Annotated in this window: 20 protein-coding genes; 6 read left to right on the top strand and 14 right to left on the bottom strand. The window is 42.6% G+C overall.

What is annotated here, in order from left to right; all coding sequences use genetic code 11:
* Positions 1-102 precede the first annotated feature (102 nt).
* From FGG79_RS18465 to FGG79_RS18450, 4 genes are all read right to left on the bottom strand, one after another.
* Positions 103-1923 carry a polysaccharide biosynthesis protein gene (locus tag FGG79_RS18465; RefSeq protein WP_138781047.1) on the bottom strand — a complete coding sequence of 607 codons (1821 nt, stop codon included), beginning with the start codon at positions 1921-1923 and terminating at the stop codon, positions 103-105.
* Positions 1924-2363: 440 nt separating this feature from the next.
* Positions 2364-3131, bottom strand: a complete 768-nt coding sequence (locus FGG79_RS18460) for a tyrosine-protein phosphatase (RefSeq protein WP_138781045.1) — start codon at positions 3129-3131, stop codon at positions 2364-2366.
* 114 nt (positions 3132-3245) lie between these two features.
* Positions 3246-3917 carry a CpsD/CapB family tyrosine-protein kinase gene (locus FGG79_RS18455; protein ID WP_138781108.1) on the bottom strand — a complete coding sequence of 224 codons (672 nt, stop codon included), beginning with the start codon at positions 3915-3917 and terminating at the stop codon, positions 3246-3248.
* Between the two features lie 25 nt (positions 3918-3942).
* Complete coding sequence (locus tag FGG79_RS18450) at positions 3943-4686, bottom strand: YveK family protein (protein ID WP_138781043.1); 744 nt, start codon at positions 4684-4686, stop codon at positions 3943-3945.
* Positions 4687-4889: 203 nt separating this feature from the next.
* Here FGG79_RS18450 and FGG79_RS18445 point away from each other — a divergent pair, with 203 nt between their 5' ends.
* Both FGG79_RS18445 and tagU read left to right on the top strand, forming a co-directional pair.
* On the top strand, positions 4890-5663 hold the full coding sequence (locus FGG79_RS18445) for an SGNH/GDSL hydrolase family protein (RefSeq protein WP_138781041.1): 774 nt from the start codon (positions 4890-4892) through the stop codon (positions 5661-5663).
* Positions 5664-6550: 887 nt separating this feature from the next.
* Entirely contained in the window at positions 6551-7486 is a 936-nt protein-coding gene (gene tagU, locus FGG79_RS18440; protein ID WP_138781039.1) for a polyisoprenyl-teichoic acid--peptidoglycan teichoic acid transferase TagU, read from the top strand.
* Positions 7487-7528: 42 nt separating this feature from the next.
* Here the strand turns inward: tagU and FGG79_RS18435 are convergent, their stop codons facing one another.
* The 5 genes from FGG79_RS18435 to FGG79_RS18415 all read right to left on the bottom strand — a co-directional run bounded on the left by FGG79_RS18435 (position 7529) and on the right by FGG79_RS18415 (position 12955).
* A complete protein-coding gene (locus tag FGG79_RS18435; protein WP_138781037.1) occupies positions 7529-8083 on the bottom strand; it encodes a DUF6241 domain-containing protein in 555 nt (184 codons plus the stop codon).
* 645 nt (positions 8084-8728) lie between these two features.
* Positions 8729-9640, bottom strand: a complete 912-nt coding sequence (locus FGG79_RS18430) for a LysM peptidoglycan-binding domain-containing protein (RefSeq protein ID WP_171050998.1) — start codon at positions 9638-9640, stop codon at positions 8729-8731.
* Between the two features lie 158 nt (positions 9641-9798).
* Positions 9799-11223 (bottom strand): HAMP domain-containing sensor histidine kinase, encoded by a 1425-nt coding sequence (locus FGG79_RS18425; RefSeq protein WP_138781035.1) that lies wholly within the window; start codon positions 11221-11223, stop codon positions 9799-9801.
* Entirely contained in the window at positions 11207-11893 is a 687-nt protein-coding gene (locus tag FGG79_RS18420; protein WP_138781033.1) for a response regulator transcription factor, read from the bottom strand. The genes FGG79_RS18425 and FGG79_RS18420 overlap by 17 nt, the downstream gene beginning before the upstream one ends.
* Before the next feature lie 114 nt (positions 11894-12007).
* On the bottom strand, positions 12008-12955 hold the full coding sequence (locus tag FGG79_RS18415; protein ID WP_138781031.1) for a hypothetical protein: 948 nt from the start codon (positions 12953-12955) through the stop codon (positions 12008-12010).
* 419 nt (positions 12956-13374) lie between these two features.
* Between FGG79_RS18415 and treP the strand changes: the two genes are divergently transcribed.
* Both treP and treC read left to right on the top strand, forming a co-directional pair.
* Positions 13375-14793, top strand: coding sequence for a PTS system trehalose-specific EIIBC component (treP, locus tag FGG79_RS18410; protein WP_138781029.1), 1419 nt, complete (start codon positions 13375-13377; stop codon positions 14791-14793).
* Positions 14794-15130: 337 nt separating this feature from the next.
* Complete coding sequence (gene treC, locus FGG79_RS18405) at positions 15131-16816, top strand: alpha,alpha-phosphotrehalase (protein ID WP_138781027.1); 1686 nt, start codon at positions 15131-15133, stop codon at positions 16814-16816.
* A 178-nt stretch (positions 16817-16994) separates the two neighbouring features.
* Here treC and FGG79_RS18400 read toward each other — a convergent pair whose 3' ends face one another.
* Positions 16995-17396, bottom strand: coding sequence for a lipoprotein (locus FGG79_RS18400; RefSeq protein WP_138781025.1), 402 nt, complete (start codon positions 17394-17396; stop codon positions 16995-16997).
* 331 nt (positions 17397-17727) lie between these two features.
* On the opposite strand from FGG79_RS18400, the gene FGG79_RS18395 reads away from it, so the two are divergent.
* On the top strand, positions 17728-17901 hold the full coding sequence (locus tag FGG79_RS18395) for an aspartyl-phosphate phosphatase Spo0E family protein (protein WP_138781023.1): 174 nt from the start codon (positions 17728-17730) through the stop codon (positions 17899-17901).
* Between the two features lie 26 nt (positions 17902-17927).
* On the opposite strand, the gene FGG79_RS18390 is transcribed toward FGG79_RS18395, so the two are convergent.
* A complete protein-coding gene (locus FGG79_RS18390; RefSeq protein ID WP_138781021.1) occupies positions 17928-18533 on the bottom strand; it encodes a nuclear transport factor 2 family protein in 606 nt (201 codons plus the stop codon).
* Positions 18534-18651: 118 nt separating this feature from the next.
* Between FGG79_RS18390 and treR the strand changes: the two genes are divergently transcribed.
* Positions 18652-19374, top strand: a complete 723-nt coding sequence (gene treR / locus FGG79_RS18385; RefSeq protein ID WP_138781019.1) for a trehalose operon repressor — start codon at positions 18652-18654, stop codon at positions 19372-19374.
* Between the two features lie 303 nt (positions 19375-19677).
* On the opposite strand, the gene FGG79_RS18380 is transcribed toward treR, so the two are convergent.
* The 3 genes from FGG79_RS18380 to FGG79_RS18370 are packed head-to-tail and all read right to left on the bottom strand — an operon-like array spanning position 19678 to position 21917.
* Entirely contained in the window at positions 19678-20535 is an 858-nt protein-coding gene (locus FGG79_RS18380) for a hypothetical protein (RefSeq protein ID WP_138781017.1), read from the bottom strand.
* A gap of 60 nt (positions 20536-20595) precedes the next feature.
* The gene (locus FGG79_RS18375) at positions 20596-21312 is read right to left on the bottom strand and encodes a hypothetical protein (protein ID WP_138781015.1); all 717 of its coding nucleotides are present in this window, start codon (positions 21310-21312) and stop codon (positions 20596-20598) included.
* Positions 21313-21368: 56 nt separating this feature from the next.
* Positions 21369-21917, bottom strand: coding sequence for a signal peptidase I (locus tag FGG79_RS18370; RefSeq protein WP_138781013.1), 549 nt, complete (start codon positions 21915-21917; stop codon positions 21369-21371).
* Between the last annotated feature and the right edge of the window lie 76 nt (positions 21918-21993).

The following is a 21993-nucleotide window of genomic DNA, read 5'->3' as shown; positions in this document are numbered from 1 at the left end:
ACTACCATAGGTATATAATGTTATTTAAATACCTATGGTAGGTTATCAAATACTCTATTTAATAAGATACTTATTAGAACTCTCTTTTTTGCTGATAAATTACTACTGCACGTTTCTCACTAATTGTTGTTCGTTTTTGTTAGCTAAGTCCAACACATAACCAGCTAAGTATTGAGCCTTAAAATCACTATGGTTCTCTATCAGGTTCGATACCCGATCATACTCAAACTCCACCGTCTTCCCAACAAAAATCTTCGGAAACACAGCCTCTCCATGAACCTCATTCTCACCCAACAATTCCTCAAACATCTTCTCCCCAGGACGAATCCCCGCATATTTAATCCCAATCTCTTCTACTGAATAACCGGATAGAGTAATCAAATTCTTAGCCAAGTCCACAATCTTCACCGGCTCACCCATATCAAGGACAAAGATCTCTCCTCCACGTGCCAAAGCCCCGGCCTGCATCACAAGTCTCGACGCTTCCGGAATCGTCATGAAGTATCTCGTCATATCAGGATGGGTCACCGTGACCGGTCCACCGGCTTGAATTTGCTTTTTGAATAAAGGAATTACACTGCCACGGCTACCCAACACGTTTCCGAAACGCACCGCAACGAAATTGGTTTGGCTATCTTTATTCAGATTCTGAATCACCATCTCCGCAATTCTCTTCGTCGATCCCATGACGTTCGTTGGGTTCACTGCCTTATCAGAAGAAACCAGTACAAACGTATTGACACCGAATGTATCGGCTGCTTCCGCTACATTCTTCGTCCCGATGACGTTGTTTTTCACTGCTTCTTTCGGATTGTATTCCATCAAGGGTACATGCTTATGAGCCGCGGCATGATACACAACATCCGGAGCGTGACTCTCCATCACTTCAAAGATTCTGGAGCGGTCTTGTATATCTGCAATAACAGGTATGATGTCAAATTCTGTTTTGTATTTATTTCTAAGCTCCATATCGATCCCGTAAATGGAATTCTCCCCGTGCCCAACTAATACAAGCTTCTTCGGTTTAAACTTACTCACCTGACGGCAGATTTCAGAACCGATCGATCCACCTGCACCAGTGACAAGAATCGTTTTCCCCGTCAATTTCTCTGAAACCGATTGCGTATCCAGCTCTACAGGATCTCTTCCCAGCAAATCTTCTACCTGTACATCACGGAATTGATTCACAGACACCTTACCTGACACAATGTCTTCTAACATCGGCATAATCTGCGTCTTGGCCTTTGTCTTGCTGCATTCCTGGTACACTTTTTGAACCTCTGATTTACTCATGGATGGAATGGCAATGATAATGTTCTCTATATGTAACTTCTCTACTAGTTTCGGAATATCTTTTGTTTCCCCGTATACCGTCACACCATAGATTTGTAGTTTCTGTTTCTTCGGATCATCATCAACAAATCCTACCGGAAGGATGTCTGCGTCATGATTTTTCATGAATTGACGGACGAGCATGGATCCCGCTGCCCCTGCACCGATAATAAGCGCTCGCTTCTTTTCTTGTTTCGTCTTTATGTAGTAGTCTCTGTACATTCTCCAGGAGAAGCGTGATCCTCCGATTAGAATGATATGCATCATCCAGGTAACACCTAGAACACGCACATAAATATCACCATTGACAATAAACTGAAGGACACCGGTTGTGGCAATGGAAAAGGTGACGGCTCGAATAATCGCAAGCATTTCACCTACACTTGCATACTCCCACGCCTTCTGATAAAGACGATAAATGAAGGCAAACAGATGATGCGTCACCAGTAGTGCCGCCGAGCTGAAAACGAGTGTTGGAAGAGTGTACCAGCTGAATGTAGGATGAAGAATATAATAACCGATATAAATAGCCGTTAACACAATAATGGAGTCCAGAAGCATCAGCATGGAAACCCGTTTCGTATAACTCAAATGAACCTCTCCTTTTATCTGTTTTACGACAAAATAAATACCTAAGGGAAAAATATAATCATATACTCTTTCCTTAGGGATCTATATTCTCTTAAATTCTTTTTACTTAGACCACTTTTACTCTATTAATGAAGGTAAATCCCTTCAAATAACCTCTTCCTTACATTAGAGGAATACATTACATAGTAAATATATTTTGCATGTCTTTACACTTGTATATTATAATAGTAAATGTGGGCATCTAACCCTTCCTCACATCCCACCAGTGACGACAAGCGTCTAAGGTTAAAGCGTCTACTCTTCACCCACGGTGTGACCGAGTGCCTCCATCGATAACGGTGAGGAGACATTCCCAAAATTCTACTGTTGTCTTCGTGCAACTTTCCAATTCTGAATGACAAACGACAATAGTACCTTAGGAACTTACCACTTCTATTCCGTTAAAAGATCCCCAAGAATTTTCTCTTTTTTACCTTCTCGGGTATTTCTTTATAGATGTTTTTGCCTTCTATTAACAACTCTGCATTTTCTGTAAAGTAATAGATCATGTCTATTCCATACTTTTTCTCTAGTGTATCCATGGCTTCTTCCATCTTGAAGGAGCGATTATGTATATTGTGTGCGTCTGAAGCGATGAAGTGAGTAAGATTGGCTTCTATCAGTTGCTGTGAAAATTTCTGGATGTTCTTACCGAAGTATCCAGTTAGACTGGATGCGGTTAATTGAGTCGCAGCACCGTTCTTGACCAAATTGTAAAGTCTGTCAGGTCGTTCCACGATTTCTGCGTTTCGTTCCGGGTGAACAATCAGGGGGATCAACCCTTCATTTTGCAGCTCGTACAAGAGTCTGTCAGCATATCTTGGTACTGAACTTGAAGGGAACTCCACAAATATGTATGGGGAAACTCGGTTTAATGGTAGTAGTTTTCCATTCTGATAGTCTTCCACCATTTCACCGTAAATTCTATTTTCTTGACCTGGTAGTACATGTAAATCTATGTTCTCTTGTTTCAAGTGCTTATTCAGTTCATCGACTCGATGAAGAATGTCCACTCTCTCATTCTCGTATTGACCATTCATATGATGAGGAGTCGCAATGATTGTATGAATACCCTCTGACACCGCAAGCTTTGCCATGTCTAGGCTGTCTTCCATTGTTCTGGCGCCGTCGTCAACACCGGGTAAAATGTGACTGTGTATATCAATCATCGTTATCCTCCTCACATGAAATAGTTCTTTCGACTTATACCAACATCTATTATTTTACTACACTAGGTATTTTTGTAAACAGGTGAAATTTGTCGAATGGGTATTTATTCATTGTTATCTTTTACCATAATAGTAATAGTAATTGGTATCTTTCACTTCACGGTTGTTCAGGATCACGCCAAGCAGCTTTCCTTTTCCCGTTTGCAGAAGCTCTTTCCCTTTTTGGGCTGCTTCAATTTCTGTCGTACCTGAGCTCACCACCAAGATCGAACCATGACATTGGTTGGAAAGCACCTGGGCATCGGTCACTGCCAGAACAGGAGGTGTATCGAAAATCACCATTTCGTAATCAGCGTATACGTCCACAAGAAATTCTTCCATGGAACGTGAGCTCAATAATTCCGCCGGGTTCGGTGGTACCGGTCCACACGTCAAGAGGTCCAAGTGATCGACTTCTGTTGTGTTCACGACTTCTCTTAACGATTTTTGTCTCGTTAACACCGTCGTTAACCCATGGGTATTCTGGACATTAAACGTATAATGGGCGGTCGGTTTGCGCATATCTGCATCGACGAGAAGAACACTCTTACCCTGTTGGGCAAACACGACGGCCAAGTTTGCCGCTGTCGTTGACTTCCCTTCTCCCGGGCCAGATGACGTGATCATGATCGAACGCATTTCCCGGTCCACTGATGAGAAGTTGATATTGGTACGAATCGTTTTATATTGCTCTGAAATCGGTGACTTAGGAGCCGTAATCGTGACCAGCTTCCTCTTTGTTTTCATCATGAGCTTCTGTAATTTCTTTGCTTTACCCAACCTTCTCACCTCTTTCTCGGGATGATCGTTCAGAACGACTGGATGACTTGTCTTCCTTCTGATCTTCTATTCTTGCAATCGACCCCAGTACAGGCAGTCCTAATACTTTCTCCACTTCTTGTTCCGATTTAATGGTGTTATCAAGGAATTCAAGTAAGAAGGCAAGACCTACACCGATCATGAGACCAACTACTGTTGCAATCGCGATATTCAAGAGTGGTTTCGGTTTGATGGGAGATTGTTTTTCTCCTACTTCTGCTTTAGCCAAGATACTCACGTTGTCTACGTTCATGATCTTTGTGATTTCAGATTGAAAAACGTCTGCCGTCTTGTTAGCAATATCCGCGGCCGTTTGAGGGTCAGTATCTGTTACTGAAAGATTGATCACCTGAGAATCCGCTTCACTACCGACGGTAATTTTTTGATTCAGTTGAGCGGCATCGTATCCATTATTCAAGTCAGATGCTACTTTTTCCAGGATGGCCGGACTTTTGATGATGACATTATACGTATTAATCAGCTGAAGATTCGTCTGGATTTCACCAGGATTGTATGCAGGCTGGTCGGATTTCGCCTGATTAACCAGCAATTGAGTAGATGATTGATAAACCGGTGTCAAAAGAAAAAAACTGACCGCTCCACTCACCAAGATCGCTGTCAGGGTAATCAAAATAATCAAACCTATACGCTTCCGTAACGTTTCCATTAACTCGCGTAAACTAATCGTTTCTTCCATAACTTCCTCCTACTATTAGAAAAAATATGTAAAATAATTTCAGTTCCTGTTGTATTTTCGTGCAATTGTTGTCATAATTTTAATTAATTTGTAACATTTCCATACTTATCTATTAAACTACAAATTTTGCTAAAAGAAAAGGTAAATTGGTAAATTGGAAATGATTTCTTATCCATTATTCTTGACAAAAGGAGACCAAAACGATGAAAGCCTTTTCACTGATTATTCTGGCGATCGGCTGTGTCGCCGTACTCTTTTACGGAAATCAATACTGGAGCGAAAGAACATCGACTCCCGTTTCGAATCCTCCTTCTACAGAGTCCCACGAGACAAGTAAGTCTCCTGATACCGCTGAAACCAAGGATGTACAATCCCTCATCGCGAACTGGCCAGAAGATGCCAAGGCAGCCTTCAAAGAAAGTCTTAAAGACGGCGAACCCTATAAGCTTGCACTAGTTGGCTCTACCGCACTTGGTAAAGAAGAGAACGGGTGGAGTATCCAGGTAAAAGAAGCCATCGAGAATGCCTTTGATGGGAAAGTAGCCGTATCCATCTTCCAATACGATACGACCTCAATCGAATTTGTAAACGGGGATAAAATCGATGAAGTGCTCGGGTTTGCTCCCCAGCTCGTATTACTTGAACCCTTCTCACTGAACGATAATTCTAACCGTGTCGGATCGACCAGTAACCAGGGAAGTATTGAACTGTTCAAGCGAAAATTAATCGAACAAAATGAAGACGCCGTCCTTATCCTTCAACCGACTCACCCGATTGACGGAGCTACTTACTACCCGAAACAAATCGAAGCATTAAAAGAATTTGCAAACACTCAAGACATCACTTACTTAGACCACTGGTCAGCCTGGCCCGAAGGTTCCCTCCGTGATTATCTAGGTGGAACCCAGGAAACACCGAATGAAAAAGGACATACACTATGGAGTCAATATCTCATCGATTACTTTATCGCAGACTAGCCTGAGGGTTAGTCTTTTTTAATGGATGTTTTCGCAAGGATTGTTGCTTTTTAACATAGGAGCTGCCAAGGCTCTGTCTATAAGGGAGTGAAAGTGCGATAGATGGTGAGGGGAACGGCTTCGCTTTCCGGCGGACGAACGGCCAAGCCTCCTCTGCTGCGCTTCCGGGGTCTCGGCACGCCCGTTTTTCCGCAGGAGTCTACGCCGTTCCTCTCACCATCTAAATGAGATATCGTGACAGAGCTTACTAGTGAAAAAACGAATGAAATAGAATCTTACTATTCAAGCTTAAATCGACCACTGCAAACGTTGAAAAATGATGTTTTCTAGCCGTGTATAGTAGTAGATTCGCCCTCATACTTAGTAAGTTGATTGTAGCGGAAGGTGCTCGACTCCTGCGGGAAAAGCTGGACAGGTGAGACCCCGGAGGCGAAGCCGAGGAGGCTCACCGCCAGCCCCGCGGAAAGCGAGCACCTGCAGCGGAAATCAACTAGCACTCGCTACCTTAAAGAGCAACAGAGTTTACGAAAAGAGCCTTGCGTTAAGAGGGTAGTTGAATGAAGTAATTATACTCCTGACCCAAGAATAGAATACATAAAGACTACGTAACCGAGGTAAAACCGATGTCTTATCTCCTATTCTTTACTATCGCTCTTATACTTGCTGTTCTCTTTTCTTTCGCACCCTGGTACAACACCCAGATAATCATACGAGAGTTAACGGATATAAAGAAGCAATTTAATATGAAGGAAGACAGAATAGAATCTTTCCCTATCATGATCTGGATCAGGAAAAATGACCGTTTACCAGTGAAATTTCTCTATGCATTTCCCTCGTAATCTGATATGGTAATGATTAGGTTGCAAAAAAGGTGAGGGAACGAAAACATGAGAGTAGACAAGCATAAACGAGGAAAAAAACGCACATGGTTAAAGGTTGTCGGGATCGTCTTTCTGCTGATGCTGATTGGTGGAGGGGTATATGCGTACAGCATCTATCATTCATTAAACAGCGCAGTCGAAACGATGCATACACCAATCGACCGGGATAAGTCTTCTAAACGAACGAAGGAAGTAACATTCAAGGATAAAGAACCCTTCTCAGTCCTGTTACTCGGGGTCGATGAGAGGGAAAACGATAAAGGCCGATCCGACTCAATGATCGTTCTGACCGTAAATCCGAATAAGAAATCTGTGAAAATGATCTCGATTCCCCGGGACACGCTGACTGACATCGTTGGACATGGGACAAGGGATAAGATTAATCATGCCTACGCTTTCGGCGGGGTGGAAATGTCCATGGATACAGTTGAAGGATTACTTGATATCCCGATTGACTACTACGTAAAGATCAACATGGAAGGGTTCGAAGATATCGTAAACGCTGTGGGCGGTGTGACGGTGAATAATGACTTGAATTTCAGTTACGATGGATATTCCTTTAAAGAAGGACAGCTTACCCTTAGCGGAAAAGAAGCACTTGCTTTCTCCCGTATGAGACACGATGATCCACGCGGTGACTTCGGACGTCAATTGAGGCAGCGCGAAGTCATTCAAGGCGTCATCCGTGAAGGAGCAAGCGTCTCGAGCCTTTGGAATTTCGATAATATCTTCGACGCGTTAGGAAACAACGTGAAGACGAATTTGAAATTTGAAGAAATGGTTGATATCCAGAAGCATTATAAATCCGCTTCGAAGGATATCGAACAGATCCAGATCAAGACTGGTTCCGGCACAAAGATTGACGGCATTTATTATTATGTGATTCCTGATGAAGAATTGGGCGAGATTCAAGGCACTCTACAGGACCATCTGGAGTTATAAATAGGGAAAGGCTAAGGATGCAATCGCTCCTTAGCCTTTTCTTTATCTCTTCTCCGTCTTTTGTTCGCTAATATAGGCTTCTTCCGCTTTCGGTGATAATAGCCCAGTGGCTTTACCAATCGTTCCTTCCTGAATCCGCCAAATCTTATTATGATCACTCACGGCTTCCGAGAAGTCTCCCTCTTTCCAGCTCGTCAGGATGTCTTTATACGTTTCCTCATAGTCATATTGATTGATCTCTAACTGGCTTAATAGAAAGTCGATTCGCTCATCAGTTATTTTAAAATAAGACCATTTTTCTTTCGCCTGTACCTTTTGATGACTCATCGCATGGATGTATTGCTGCATGACCACCTCACTTAATGGTGTTTTCACTTTTTCATCGAAAGGATTGCCGCCTTTGACTTCTTTCTTGGCATCTTCTCTATCATTCATCTCGGCTCCTGCCGTTTGTTCAACACTGCCATTACCTGAATCCTGCTGGGTACCGCTATTGCCGGCAAAATTCATATCTAAACTTCCGACTGCTATATATACACCTATCGCCGTCAACAATAAGACACTCCCTATGATGATCCCGACTGTTTTCTTACTCACGATCCCATCTCCCCCAATTACTTTCGGCTTTTATTCTATATGTACTATTCTTCGAGATTATGAGTTGATAGTCCTTCTAGTATTTAGAAATAGAATCCTTATCTTACCATATATGAGAAGGATTTACGTGTGGGTTGGATTGGTTCAGCTGGAATCGTCGGAATGATTGGATCAATAGAAGTACTGCTAATATTTGGAGGGATTAACGGGATAAAGTTTCGTTCGTGGGGATTGCCAAGAGGTATGACATTCTATTCTTTGATTATTTTTAGCAGGGATGCTGTGACGCGTTGGACAATGTTGTGCCTATTCCCCAGCACCCCTGTATCTTTCTTTACCCTGATGGTTGGTGATCTAACCATTCATTTATTTAGTGACATTTTGTATAGAAAACACCTCTCCTTGAACCAGCCCTCTTGAGGTTGAGGGAATGCAGAATACTGGATGCCACTTTTCGTGATGGAAGAAGGAGGAATTGGAGTCTCACAAATGGTTTATTTCACCTTTTCTTGTCTGGTGTCTGGCTGGTTACCTAAGAACGAAATTCGTTCCTGAAAGAAATCGTCAACAAATTAAATCATTAAAGACAAAAAGGAGAATGACAAATGTCACCCCCTTTTTTAAATCTATATTCGAAATGAAGAATTAGTTAAAACGTTTATACCCGACAAACTTAGGGTTCCAATACGTATTACTCAATTTGGAGATGGTCACGCCGCTATCAGAAGCGTGGATGAATTCTCCGTTTCCAACGTAGATACCCATGTGACTGATTCCCGCTTTATACGTATTCTCGAAGAATACAAGGTCGCCAGCTTTCGGACTCGAAACAAGAGATGACTTGCTATAGTAGCCCTCTGTGTTCGTACGGGCAATCGATTGTCCCGCCTGGTTGAATACATAGTAGATGAATCCGCTGCAATCGAAGCCGGATGGTGATGTGCCTCCCCATGCGTATGGAGTGCCTACGTATTTCTTCGCAATGTCTACAACACTTGATGATGGCGTCTCTGATCCGCCGGAAGATCCTTTGATCGATAGTTTCTGACCAACATAAATCGTGTTCGAGCTTAATCCATTCCATGCCTTGATGTCTGAAACGTTCACATCATAACGGACAGCGATGTGCGATAAAGTGTCACCGGATTGTACCGTATAAGTACTGGATCCTGATGGTGGTGGCGTGGTTGTTCCTCCTGATGAAACGATCAACGTTTGTCCAGGGTGAATCACATCACTCGTTAAATTGTTCCAATCTCTCAGTTCAGCGACATACACATCGAACTTGGCACCGATTTTGGACAGATAATCACCGGATTGTACGGTGTACGTTTTCGCAGAAGATGGTGCAGATACTTCAAGCACTTGGTTTACATAGATCGTATTCGAGCTCAGGTTATTCCAGCTCTTAAGGTTTGAAACGGATGTATCATATTTATAAGCAATCACGGAAAGGGAGTCACCTGATTGTACGCGGTAAGAAGCCGCTTCCGTTGAATTGGCAGCCATTGTCGAAAGTAGTGCAGCAGTGGTAAAGGCAATAATTGTTTTCTTCAAAAAAATGTCTCCTTCATAAATAGTGTCGAATTTTAGTGCTTGTCCATTATCTATGAAAGAGACAAAGATTTTAATAGGCTAATATTCTTATATAAAGAAAAATCAGGAAGAAACCCCAGTATAATAAGGATTGGTACTTTATGGTCTTGTTTCCAATTCTACTTATAATGTGGTAACTCCAATACAAATGTGGTCCCGGATGGGGAACTATCCTTCAAATACAAATTTCCTCCCTGTGCCTTTGCCAGCATCTTACTAAAAGGTAGACCCAGTCCGAGGCCCCTAACTTTCAACTTTTTGTGCTCTCCTCTATAAAATCGTTCGAAGATGAGCTTCTGTTCGTTTTCCGGGATTCCGCTTCCGGTATCTTGAACTTCAATGGCGATTCGATTCTCTTTTTTCAGTAGGCGAACGATAAGTTCACCTTGATCTTCAGAAAGGGATTGTCGGCCGTTGTTTAACAGATTGATGAGAATCTGCTCGATTCGCAATGGATCGACTTGGGCTTCTACTTCCTCTAAGGACAGAGATAGATCAAAAGACTTCTCCACCTGTGTCTGCTCCCAATGCTTCGTAATATCCTCAACCAGTTCATTCATGTTGACCCATTCTGTTCGAATAGGGATCGCACCTGCAGAAAACGAGTTGAAATCAAGCAGGTCACCGATCATCCGCTGCAGCCTATCTACTTCTTTCAACGAAATGTCCAGGAATTCCTTTGCTTCACCCTCCGTCACCACTTCGTCTTTGACCGCTTGGATGAGGCCGCTGATCGATGTCACCGGTGTCTTCAAGTCATGGGTGACGCCAGCCAGCAATTCAGAGCGAAGTTGCTCCAGGTTCTGTAGTTTGGTGGCCATCTGTTGAAATGAATCGACGAGTTCATAGACTTCTTTCTCCTTCGCCTTTTGCTCAAGACTAATTTCGTAGTTTCCTTCACTCACAAGCATTGCCGCCTGGGCCACTTCTGCAATCGGCGCCGATAGTTTCCGCGATAGGTAATAGATGACCAGCCAGCCGAGGAGGGCAAGGCTAACGAGCATAATCGCGAGCAGTCGATACTCCTGATTGACCTTGGCAAGGTTTTTTTCCAATGTAATCATAACCACATAGCCAAGCACTTCATCCTCTGACTCAATCGGCTCACTAATGGCGTAAGCCTTCTCATGTTGATCTCCGTCCAGTTCAATTTCCACTTCCCTTTTTTCATAAAAAGAAGAAGGGATTTGCTGAAAAGGTGGCTGGCGATCTCTCGGACCACGAAAATGATCCTTATCTGATAGAACATGTCCTTCTGGATTGATCACATAGGTTAACGGCGGTTCGTCCAGCTGCAGGAATTTACTTCTTTCCTTCACAACATCCTTTAAGATAGGCGGGATCATAATCTGGCCATCACTGGTGACGATTCGATCTGCTACCTCTTGTGCCACTACATGGGTCAGGTTTAAACGGTTGTCGATGGTCGTTTTCCGGATCCAGAGTGCTGAGATAATGGCAATGACAAGGAGGCCAACAATGAGGGTGATTAAATAACGGGTTGTCCAATAGCGTAAGAGAGACGGTTTATTTTTCGTAAACACTGAACTGATACCCCAATCCTCGTAATGTTTTGATTTCCCCTTGTTCACTGGACCATCCCTCGAGCGACTTTCTGATTCGCTTAATCGCAAGGTCGACGGCACGGTCGCTTCCGTCATAATCGATTCCCCAGACGTTTTCGATCAGCTGCTCACGAGTAAAGGTTTGATTAGGATGCTCCGCGAGAAAGAGAAATACGGATAGATCTTTCGGAGTGAAGGTAACTTCGTTTCCGTTGAGGTCCACCCTGTGGGAATGCAGATTTATCTTTAACTGACCGTATTGTTTCGTATCACCTGATTCGAATATGGTCCGGGATCTTCGTAATACCGCCTGCACCCTCGCCACGACTTCCTCTCCGATGAACGGTTTGGAAATATAATCGTCAGCTCCTGACGTGAGACCTTTTAGACGATAATCCACATCACCAAGTGCTGTCAGCATGATGACCGGACAGGTACTTTCTTGTCTAATCGTGTGGAGGACCGACCAGCCGTCACCATCGGGAAGCATGACATCGAGTAGAATCAAATCAGGCCTATGAGTAGCAAACGCTTTGATGGCTTCCCTGCCTGAATAGGATTGAATCGTTGAGAAGCCGTTTTTTTCTAAGTAAGCTTTCAGAACACGGGATATGGTGATTTCATCTTCAACAATTAAAATAGTTTTCATTGGGATTCCTCCTATAGGTGAATTATAAAGGAAAAGGGGAAGAACAGGTGGAGTTTTCATGAAAATAGAGAGTGCCGCTGGGCAGCACTCTCCTAAATGAAAAGGGGGGGCTTGTTACAAGGTTACATCTTCATAGGACGTGTTCTCTTCAGGTACTGTATTGTCATCGGTTGTTTCTGATTGATCCTGATTTTGCTTAGAGCCTTTAAAATGGCCTCCTCGATGGGATTTCTCAGGTGGTTTCACACCTAGCTCCTCAAGTTGGGTACGTGCCTCTTCACGAGTCAGCGTGCCGTCGATCACTTTCTTTAGTATCTCCTGTGCTTTTACCTTTGTTTCTTCATTTAATTCTTCAAAGGGATCCGGCATTTGCTCAAGATCCATGTCTACTCCTAATTCATCCAGCTGAGCTTGTGCTTCCTCCTGTGTGATCAGTCCTGCGGCATATTGGTCACGGATGTCATGGGTTTTCTTGTGGGTCTCTTCATCCATTCCCATTCGATCGCCCTTCGGGAACGGTTTGTCGATTCCTAACTCTGCTAATTTGACTTGTGCTTCTTCTTCTGTGATTTCTCCTGCTTCTACCTGACTCTTGATATCATCGAGTTGTTGACGGGTCTCTTCATCTAATGGCTCGCGATCATGACCGTGCTGTGGCGGTTTGATTCCCAGTTCATCTAATTTTTCCTTTGCCTCTTCTTTTGTCAGCTCTCCCGCTTCTACCTGACTGCGGATATCATCGAGCTGTTGGCGGGTTTCTTCATCTAATTTCTCAAATTGGTGTCCCCCACGTTTTCCAAATCGTGGTTTTACGCCTAGCTCTTCCAGCTGATCATGGGCTTCTTCCTTCGTAATCGTCCCAGCGTCCACTTGTTCTTTGATTTCTTTCACTTTGGCTTGGGTTTCTTCATCTAAATTGTCCATCCACGGAGCCTGCTCCTGTATGGTGGATTCCGGTTGAGTCGTTGTTGTATCTTCCTGAGTGGCTGCGTACGCAGTCGGTGCCACAATCGCAAGAGATAAAGCACCCGCAATAAACTTTGTTGATAATACGTTTAACATGTTTTCTACCTCCAAATGGTTTGTATGGTTCGTCCTTACAATTGTTATCATAATGGGCGAATGTGTCAGGAGAATGTCAGGGTAGAAAAAGTTTTATTCATCTTTTTATACTCCAAGCCTCCACCTCTTGCAGTCCGAACAGCCAATTTATTTTTTAATATTGAAAACGCCTTCACTTCTCCATTGACAACTTGTATATACATGAATACAATATACTTATATCTTGTATATACAACATCCCTACGTAGTGAAAGTGCTTTTTATATCGTAAGTTTTTCAACAAAGCATAGAGTGAAGCGTTTTTCACATACGATTTAGGGGAATTCCATTAATAGAAAATGAAAGCGGGTACATGGGAGCTTTCGATTTTTCACGGGGGGGTGCCTGTCACCTTTCCCGATTCCAAAGGAGGGAATTTCATGAGCGTGAAACGAGAAGACGTTCTGGAAATTATTGAAGCGATTGGCGGCAAGGATAATATTCGCACGGCCACTCATTGTGTGACTCGTCTTCGCCTAGTGCTGAATGATGAGAAAAAGGTGGATAAAGAAAGATTAGAGGCAATTGATCTGGTGAAGGGTTCATTCTCTTCCAACGGTCAGTTCCAGGTTGTCATCGGACAAGGTCTTGTGAATAAAGCGTATCAGATTTTAGCAGAGGAAACCGGTATTGAACAGGCATCAAAGCAAGATGTAAAGGATGCTGCCACTCAGAACTTGAATCCCCTGCAACGTGCGATTAAGGTACTGGCGGATATCTTCATCCCGATCTTACCGGCGATCGTAACGGCTGGTTTGTTGATGGGTCTGAATAATATTCTGACCGGGCCTGGGATTTTCTTCGACAAAGATACCTCGGTTATTGATGTATACCCGCAATGGGCAGATTTAACGAACATCATTAACTTAATTGCTAACACAGCTTTCGTGTTCTTACCGGGACTCATTGGTTGGTCGGCGGTTAAGCGCTTTGGTGGAAGTCCGCTGCTTGGTATTGTACTAGGTCTAATGCTTGTGCATCCTGACTTATTGAATGCCTGGACTTATGGTACAGCTGAGAAAATTCCAACATGGAATCTATTCGGCTTGGAAGTGGACAAAATCGGTTACCAAGGACAAGTCTTACCGATCTTATTTGCTTCATTATTATTAGCTAAAATTGAGAAGTTCTTGGATAAACGTGTTCATGACTCAATCAAGTTGTTGGTTGTGGCCCCTGTTGCGTTATTGATTACCGGTTTCGCAGCATTCATCCTGATCGGACCTGTCACATTCTTCGTTGGAAACATGCTAACGGACGGGGTTATTTGGGTGTTCGACCACTTCTCCTGGTTGGGTGGACTATTATATGGTGGGTTGTATGCGGTGATGGTCATCACGGGGATGCACCATACCTTCCTTGCAGTGGATTTACAACTTGTTTCGAACTCAGGCGGGACTTTCCTATGGCCGATACTGGCACTATCCAATATCGCTCAGGGTTCTGCAGCACTGGCCATGATGTTCGTAGCGAAGAAGGAAAACGAAAAACTGCGTGGACTGGCCGGAACCTCTGCCCTTTCCGCTTATCTAGGAATTACGGAGCCAGCGATGTTCGGGGTCAACTTGCGCTATAAATACCCGTTCATCTCGGCATTGATTGGGTCTGCTATGGGTGGTGTGTTACTCGCAATGACGGGGACGAAAGCATTCTCCATCGGTGTTGGTGGACTTCCGGGAATCCTGTCCATTAAATCAGAATATTGGCTGCCATTCGCAATTGGAATGCTCATCGCAGTTGTCGTACCATTCGTCCTGACAATGATCTGGTCAAAATTTAGTAAAAACGAAGTTGTATAAAAAGCTCTAGAGAGAGAAAATAATTGCACTAACTTGTATATACAAGTTAAACTAAAGGGGACAAATCCATTCTTACCACACGCCTGTTCAGGTTACGTGGATTGAATATTTGTCTCCCTTTTTATAGGGACGGACCTTCAAATCTGCTGTATTTGAAGCGTCCTTTCCTATTAAATAAGGATTTATGACGTAACATGGAAGGTCCGTCCCTCAACAAAGACCGACCTTCAGTTAGCAAACCGCATAGAAACAATAATGAGACGTAATAAATGTGGCGGATGAGTAGGAAAAGTGAGGTCCGTCCCTCACGAATTTAGTAAAGGATGGTGCATGTTGTATGAAGCAGCCTTGGTGGAAGAAGTCGGTTGTGTATCAGATTTATCCGAAGAGTTTTTATGATACGTCTGGGAATGGCGTTGGGGATATTAAGGGGATTACGGCGAAGTTGGATTATTTGAAGGAGCTTGGGGTTGATGTGGTGTGGATTACGCCGATCTACAAGTCTCCGCAGAATGATAATGGCTATGATATTAGTGATTATTTCAATATTCACGATGAGTATGGGACGATGGAGGATTTTGATGAGCTGTTGGAACAGGCTCATCAGCGTGGGATCAAGATCATCATGGATATCGTCATCAACCATACATCAACAGAGAATCAGTGGTTCATTGAGTCCCGCAAGTCGAAGGATAATGAATACCGTGATTTCTATATATGGAAGGATGGCAAGCCTGATGGTACCGAGCCAACCAACTGGCAGTCCAAGTTTGGCGGCAACGCTTGGCAGTACGATGAGGCTACCGGGCAATACTATCTTCACCTCTTTGACGTCACCCAGGCTGACTTAAACTGGGAGAATGATGAGGTCAGGCAGAAGCTGTACGACATGATGCACTTCTGGTTGAAAAAGGGCGTCGACGGATTCCGTTTAGATGTCATCAATCTTATCTCGAAGGATCAGGACTTCCCTGACGACGATGGTTCAGTCGCTCCCGGAGATGGACGCAAGTTTTACACAGACGGACCCAAAGTCCACCAATATATGAAGGAAATGAACAAGGAAGTATTCTCTCACTACGACATCATGACTGTTGGGGAAATGTCTTCTACAACGATCGATCACTGCATTAACTATTCAAATCCTGATCGTCACGAGCTCAGCATGACATTCAATTTTCATCATCTGAAAGTGGATTATCCGAACGGAGAAAAATGGTCGGTTGCTGATTTTGATTTTCTGAAATTAAAGGAAATCCTCTCCACCTGGCAGCGTGAAATGCACAACGGTGGCGGCTGGAATGCCTTATTCTGGTGCAACCACGATCAGCCCAGGATCGTCTCCCGTTATGGAAACGATGGCAAGTATCGTAGCGAATCAGCGAAGATGCTCGCAACAACCATCCATATGATGCAGGGAACGCCTTATATCTATCAAGGGGAAGAATTCGGGATGACGAATCCGAAGTTTACCAGCATCGGTGAATACCGAGATGTTGAATCCATTAACATCTTCAATCGTTTAAAAGAGCAAGGGAAATCAGAAAGCGAGATATTAGAGATTCTCCGTCATAAATCCCGTGATAATTCTCGAACACCGGTCCAGTGGAATGGCGAAGAGAATGCAGGATTCACGAGTGGCACCCCCTGGATTCCAGTGGCGAAAAACTATCAGGAAATTAATGCAGATCAAGCTCTTAAAGACAAAAACTCTGTTTTCTATCATTACCAAAAGCTGAACCGCCTTCGCAAGGAATATGAACTCATTGTGGATGGGGACTATCAGCTGATTTTAGAAGATCACCCTGGTATTTTCGCCTATGTGCGGAATGCTGACGGGGAAAAATTACTTGTAGTGAATAACTTTTATAGTCACGAGGCAGAATTCACTCTTCCTTCAGAAGTCCAAGTAGAAGGATGGTCCAGTGAGGTTCTGTTATCGAACTACGATGACACTACTAATGAATATGAGAAAATTACACTGCGTCCGTTTGAGTCGATTGTGTTCCGGCTTACAGAATAAGCACCCTTTAAAAAGAACGTTTTAGGCTCAATGTCTAAACGTTCTTTTTAATTGTAATGGCTCTATTGTTGATGTTAGGCATAAAAAGGGAACTTCCATAAATCAGGTAGTTCCCTTTTAATATTATTGCCTTATCTAACTAAGGATATGGTCACTAAAACAAGGGGAATTTTCCTTATTAATGCCTCTCAATACGTATCACATCATCAGAAGGGGTAAGGTATCCTTTTTCTACTATTGAAAAGTCAGCACCTTGACGCTCTATCTCAATATATTGAACGACTTTTTCTTTGTTAAGGAAAACCATAAGATATATATCGTCTCTAGTATCTATATTTGATGGGTCATTAAAATCAGAACCTAACTGCTCTTCTATGCCATCTTGTGTACTATAAGGGGTGAAAAGGAAAGCTTTATCCCAGTCGAAAGTCGTCAATGATTTAAGATTTATCTCACTTTTATTTTTTTCCCCAACAACAGAATAAATGCCTTTTTCTAAGTCTGTATTATGCTTGACATTGCTTTGGCTACACCCAGCTAATAATAGTAAAAGAAGGAAAAAAACATATATTTTCTTCAAGTTAAGTCTCCTTTCATTTAATAATGATACTAAGATGCTTTTAGGGATATCTTAACGGTACTGCCTGTAAGTTTACATTAGTTCCCGTAAATCAATTAATCAACAACTATCTTTAACAGAGCCATTTTGATAGTAAAAAGGATGACTTTAACGGCTGTCACCATGGCAATCACAACTTACATAGTTCCCCCTCCCCTCTTTTCATATAGTTTAAATACTCCAACAAAGAAGATATGAATCCATGCAAATAAAAACATTGTCAACCTGTTAAATTTTAAGTTAACATTATAAGGAAATAGTGGCATACTTAATTAAAAAGGGGGTACACTTCATGACTACATCCACCCAAACCAACTCCACCCTCAAGGTGATCGAACAAAAGAGAATAGAGCTCCAAAAAATTGCACACCTATTTGGGTTTACACACCCGGCAACCCTTCGTCTAAGCGAAGAACTTGATACCTTATTTAACCTTTACGAATCAACTAAAAAAAGACAGGGTTGATTGATTCAACTCTGTCTTTGCCTATACTACTCTGCTTTCTCCTCTTCGCCTTCACTAGCCAAAAAGAAAATCGCCGCAACCTTCCATCCATCTTCTTTCTTATGGAACACTGTTACCTGCTTGCCAGAACGTGTCACTTCTTTTTCACTATTCGGGTCCTTAGTTGTCGCTTTAATCTCTGCATAGACGTCCGCTTTCTTACCAGACGCATAGTTGATGATTTTCACATTATCAACCGTACGCTTCGAATCGACTGAATCAAAGATTTGTTTCACATACCTTTCTTCATCTTCGTACTTGAAGTTCACCGGTGTCTTCGAGATCACACTCATGTATGAGTCGAAATCTTCTTCATTAAATGCATTGATATATTGATCAAAGGCTTCGTTGACTGCCTTTTTTTCTTCTTCTGGAATACCCTCAGCCTCTTTCAACTCGCTCGCATCCTCCACGATTTGCGTCATCTGAGTCAGTGATGCCGCTTCATCTGTCGCAGGGTCTTCATTTGGGCTTACCTCTTCAGTCTTCTTTGCTGTCTCTTCTTTCTTCTCTTCGTCTGCTCCACAAGCACCTAGCAATAACGTGCTCATGCCAATTCCCAACATGATTTTCTTCCAATGCTGTTTCGACAATGCTCTTCACCCTTTTCTAAAATTTGCGCTATCTCCATTCTATTGAAAATATTCACAACACTCAAGTTGAATCTCATTTCTTCCTATTAAATATGGTAAAATAATAAATGGTGATATGATGACGAAAAGCAATAAATACAATCAAATCTTTGAAGACCTCTCAAAAAAAATACAAAATGGTATCTATACAGCGAATTCGATCCTGCCATCAGAGAACGAGCTCACGATCATTTATTCAACTTCCCGTGAGACGATTCGTAAAGCGCTTACACTATTGGCTCAGAAAGGGTTCATTCAGAAGCTGCGTGGCAAAGGGTCCCTGGTACTGGATGTGTCTAGGATGAGCTTTCCGATTTCAGGGCTTGTAAGCTTTAAAGAGCTGCAAACTTCCATGGGGCGGGATCAGATCGAAACATTCGTTCACGACTTCGGATTGGTCCGGGCCGATGATCAGATTGCTACCCAGCTCGAAACGACAAGAGACGCTGAAGTATGGAAAGTAGTCCGCTCCCGAAGAATCGGTGGTGAAAGGATTATCCTCGACAAGTCTTTCTTTTTAAAAGAACAAATCCCTTTGCTGACCAAAGAAATCTGCGAGAACTCCATTTATGAGTATCTCGAAGGCGAATTGAAGCTCCCCATCGATTTTGCAAAAAAAGAGATTGTGGTGGAAGAGTGTACCGATGAAGACCGGGAGCATCTCGATTTAAATGACTATGATCATGTGGTGGTCGTGAAAAATTATGTTCATTTGAAGGATGCGACGTTGTTTGAGTACACCGAATCGCGCCACCGGTTGGATATGTTCCGATTTGTTGATTTTGCACGGAGAAAGCATTAACGGTGGGTCCACTTCCTGGTTGGGGAGTGGATTTTTTGATAAATCCCCGTGACATGCCACTTTGTCACTATGCTTCCTGATTTCTATAAGGCATTGGTGGTGGATGATAGGAATAAGTACGAAATCATCACAAGGCTATATCATTAGCCATGTGATGTTATGAGTTCAATTCCACAATGTGTTAGCCTGTTGTCGAAAATTTCTATTGCATCATGTTCCTTCAGTTATTTATACGCCCCCATTGCATCAAACATCTTCATAATAAAAGACCAGTTCCGATTACTCGAACTGGCCTTTCCTTCTTCACTCGCTGGGTACACTTTGGGTCACTTCCTGTTTTTCTTCCGTTTCCATTATGTTCACAGCCTGATCTTGATCAGAAGATTCCTCTGCTTCATTCTCATTTACATCCGGTTGATCCGGACTTGAAGTCTCTTCTTCTATTTGAGGTTGGTCTGTTGTTTCATCTTTTTGTTCAGCCTCTTCAGCAGGTGGTGGCTCCGCTTCTTCCACTTTTTCTTCCTCTTCAACAGTTGAAGGTTTTTCTTCCTCACCTGTTTGTTGATCGTCCACCTCACCATTATCCGGTACTTCTTTATCCGCTTCTTCTACACTCTGCTTATCCTCTTTATCCACCTGCTCATCTATGCTCTTTTCTTCGTCAGGCATCATTGTATTTTTCAATTCCGTTTGGTCGACTGCTACTGTATGGTTTTCATCCACATAGTGAATGAACCCTTGTACTCGATAGGTTAACGAGGTTTCATCACACTCACCGGTCCACTTTGTCATATCTTCCGGATTCGTATTCATGGATTCCCCTGGTTTCAGCTTCTGACTTGCCAATTCTTCATTACCATTACTGGTTAAAAAGGATACGGTTACGGTCGTACTCATATCTGAAATATTCTTTACAGAGAGCGAGTTCTGCATGGTGCAATTATTACCATATTGTACGTCTGAAGCTTGTATTTGCAGTAAATCTTCAGTCGTGGCATTGTGTATGGTGCCGGATGCACTCGTTTCAGAAGTAAACCATGCATACGTTCCAGGTAATGAACTTAAAGTAGTTGAAATTAGATAGATAGAGGACAATAGTAGGAATGTGCAGATAGCAATAAGGGATCCATTCCCTTTCCGTATAGTATGTAGCTGTTTCATTCGTATCTCCCTTCTATAAAGATAGGCAGCCGGAGTGCGACTGCCTCATCCATTCATTTCTTATTTTCCGAATTTAGCACCTTGGTCAGTCTGCTTCGCTTGAACCATCAGATTCCCATTATAGGTAGCTCCTTGGTACTCGTTACCAGCACTTTGGTCAAGCTTCACATCAAATGCCATTGTGATGTATTCATCTTCTTCCAGTGTGAAGAACTCGTCTTTGCCAAACTTAAACGTTTTATCTCCTTCTGATGCTGATTTTGCAAGAGCTGACATGGCTTGCACTTCTTCCACTGTTGCCTCTCCGGTAACCACCTCTACTCCTTTAGGTAATGAAGCAACCGCCGATTTAGCCATGCTCATTGTCGGATTATGATGTCCGTTAAAGAAGCCTTTTTCCCAAGCCATTCTCCAATCATTCAACTGATCCATATCTGGCATTGCTTTATATTTAAACGCCATATAGTAAATTTTGTATGGATCTGCTGAAGCTTTATCCACAGAACCCGTATAGGTCAATTTTAAATTTTGTTTTAAATCCCCTGTGTTCTCCAGCGTAACAAAGTCCCCATAAACTACTTGGGATGGAGCGAATTTAGCTGCCGTAAAGAGCGGAGTTGTGATTGCTTCCCCGTTATTCACTGATAAATTTCCTGTATCGATGGTTCCTACTGCAGAAGTACTTGACGTGAACCAAGAATATGTACCATACCCTGCACTTACGACTAAAGCTCCTGCCAAAGATGTTGCTAATAATGCTTTTTTTACTGTTTTCATACTAAAAATTCCTCCTCTGATTTTGTTTTATATAGATCTTTCATTGAACCCATATACTATTGAGCCTTTGTAGATACTGTGTTTTCTTTTCTTTTCAGATGACTGTTCACACGGTCGAACACTTCCATCATGATAAATAGAAGAAATGGCAGTAGGACAAATATTGAAAATCCAAGTTTACTGGAAATGAATTTAGCCACGAAACCTGCATTTGGAAGAATTACGGCAACCTCTCCAATCAAGTGATCAGGCTTCACCTTCCAGCTGTCTTCTACATTGTTATTGTCTCCTTTAGTAAGAAATCCTTCAGGGGTCGTATCTACCACTCGGTGTGTGACAACCTTTTGATCCGCTGTTTGAAAGGTGATGATTTCGTTCTTTTTAACGTCCGTTGCGTCTTTTTCTTTGACAAAGATCATGTCACCTGCACTGATTTTCGGTTCCATACTGTTTGTCAGGACTGTTAAAGGCTTGTACCCAAAGAACGATGGGATTTTAGTAGGATCCTTTTGAGCTTGATAGGTTACAAATAAGAGAAACACGATACAGCATAGAGCGGAAATCGACAGGAGATAAGTGAACATTTTCAACATTTTTCTTTTCAATTCATCACATCCTCCTATGGTAGTTATCGCCTGTAATCACAAATCTACTAGACTTAGATAAATGTGTCAACGTTAT

The organism is Bacillus sp. BHET2 (genome assembly GCF_005938125.1).
In the GTDB taxonomy this organism is placed as follows: Bacteria; Bacillota; Bacilli; order Bacillales; family Bacillaceae_B; genus Rossellomorea.
This window is presented reverse-complemented; position numbering and strand designations above follow the sequence as displayed.

Coding starts and splice junctions, on each gene's coding strand:
- FGG79_RS18460 (WP_138781045.1), bottom strand. CDS start 3,131: ATGATTGATATACACAGTCACATTTTACCCGGTGTTGACGACGGCGCC.
- FGG79_RS18455 (WP_138781108.1), bottom strand. CDS start 3,917: ATGAAAACAAAGAGGAAGCTGGTCACGATTACGGCTCCTAAGTCACCG.
- FGG79_RS18450 (WP_138781043.1), bottom strand. CDS start 4,686: ATGGAAGAAACGATTAGTTTACGCGAGTTAATGGAAACGTTACGGAAG.
- FGG79_RS18445 (WP_138781041.1), top strand. CDS start 4,890: ATGAAAGCCTTTTCACTGATTATTCTGGCGATCGGCTGTGTCGCCGTA.
- tagU (WP_138781039.1), top strand. CDS start 6,551: ATGAGAGTAGACAAGCATAAACGAGGAAAAAAACGCACATGGTTAAAG.
- FGG79_RS18420 (WP_138781033.1), bottom strand. CDS start 11,893: ATGAAAACTATTTTAATTGTTGAAGATGAAATCACCATATCCCGTGTT.
- FGG79_RS18415 (WP_138781031.1), bottom strand. CDS start 12,955: ATGTTAAACGTATTATCAACAAAGTTTATTGCGGGTGCTTTATCTCTT.
- treP (WP_138781029.1), top strand. CDS start 13,375: ATGAGCGTGAAACGAGAAGACGTTCTGGAAATTATTGAAGCGATTGGC.
- treC (WP_138781027.1), top strand. CDS start 15,131: ATGAAGCAGCCTTGGTGGAAGAAGTCGGTTGTGTATCAGATTTATCCG.
- FGG79_RS18395 (WP_138781023.1), top strand. CDS start 17,728: ATGACTACATCCACCCAAACCAACTCCACCCTCAAGGTGATCGAACAA.
- treR (WP_138781019.1), top strand. CDS start 18,652: ATGACGAAAAGCAATAAATACAATCAAATCTTTGAAGACCTCTCAAAA.
- FGG79_RS18380 (WP_138781017.1), bottom strand. CDS start 20,535: ATGAAACAGCTACATACTATACGGAAAGGGAATGGATCCCTTATTGCT.
- FGG79_RS18375 (WP_138781015.1), bottom strand. CDS start 21,312: ATGAAAACAGTAAAAAAAGCATTATTAGCAACATCTTTGGCAGGAGCT.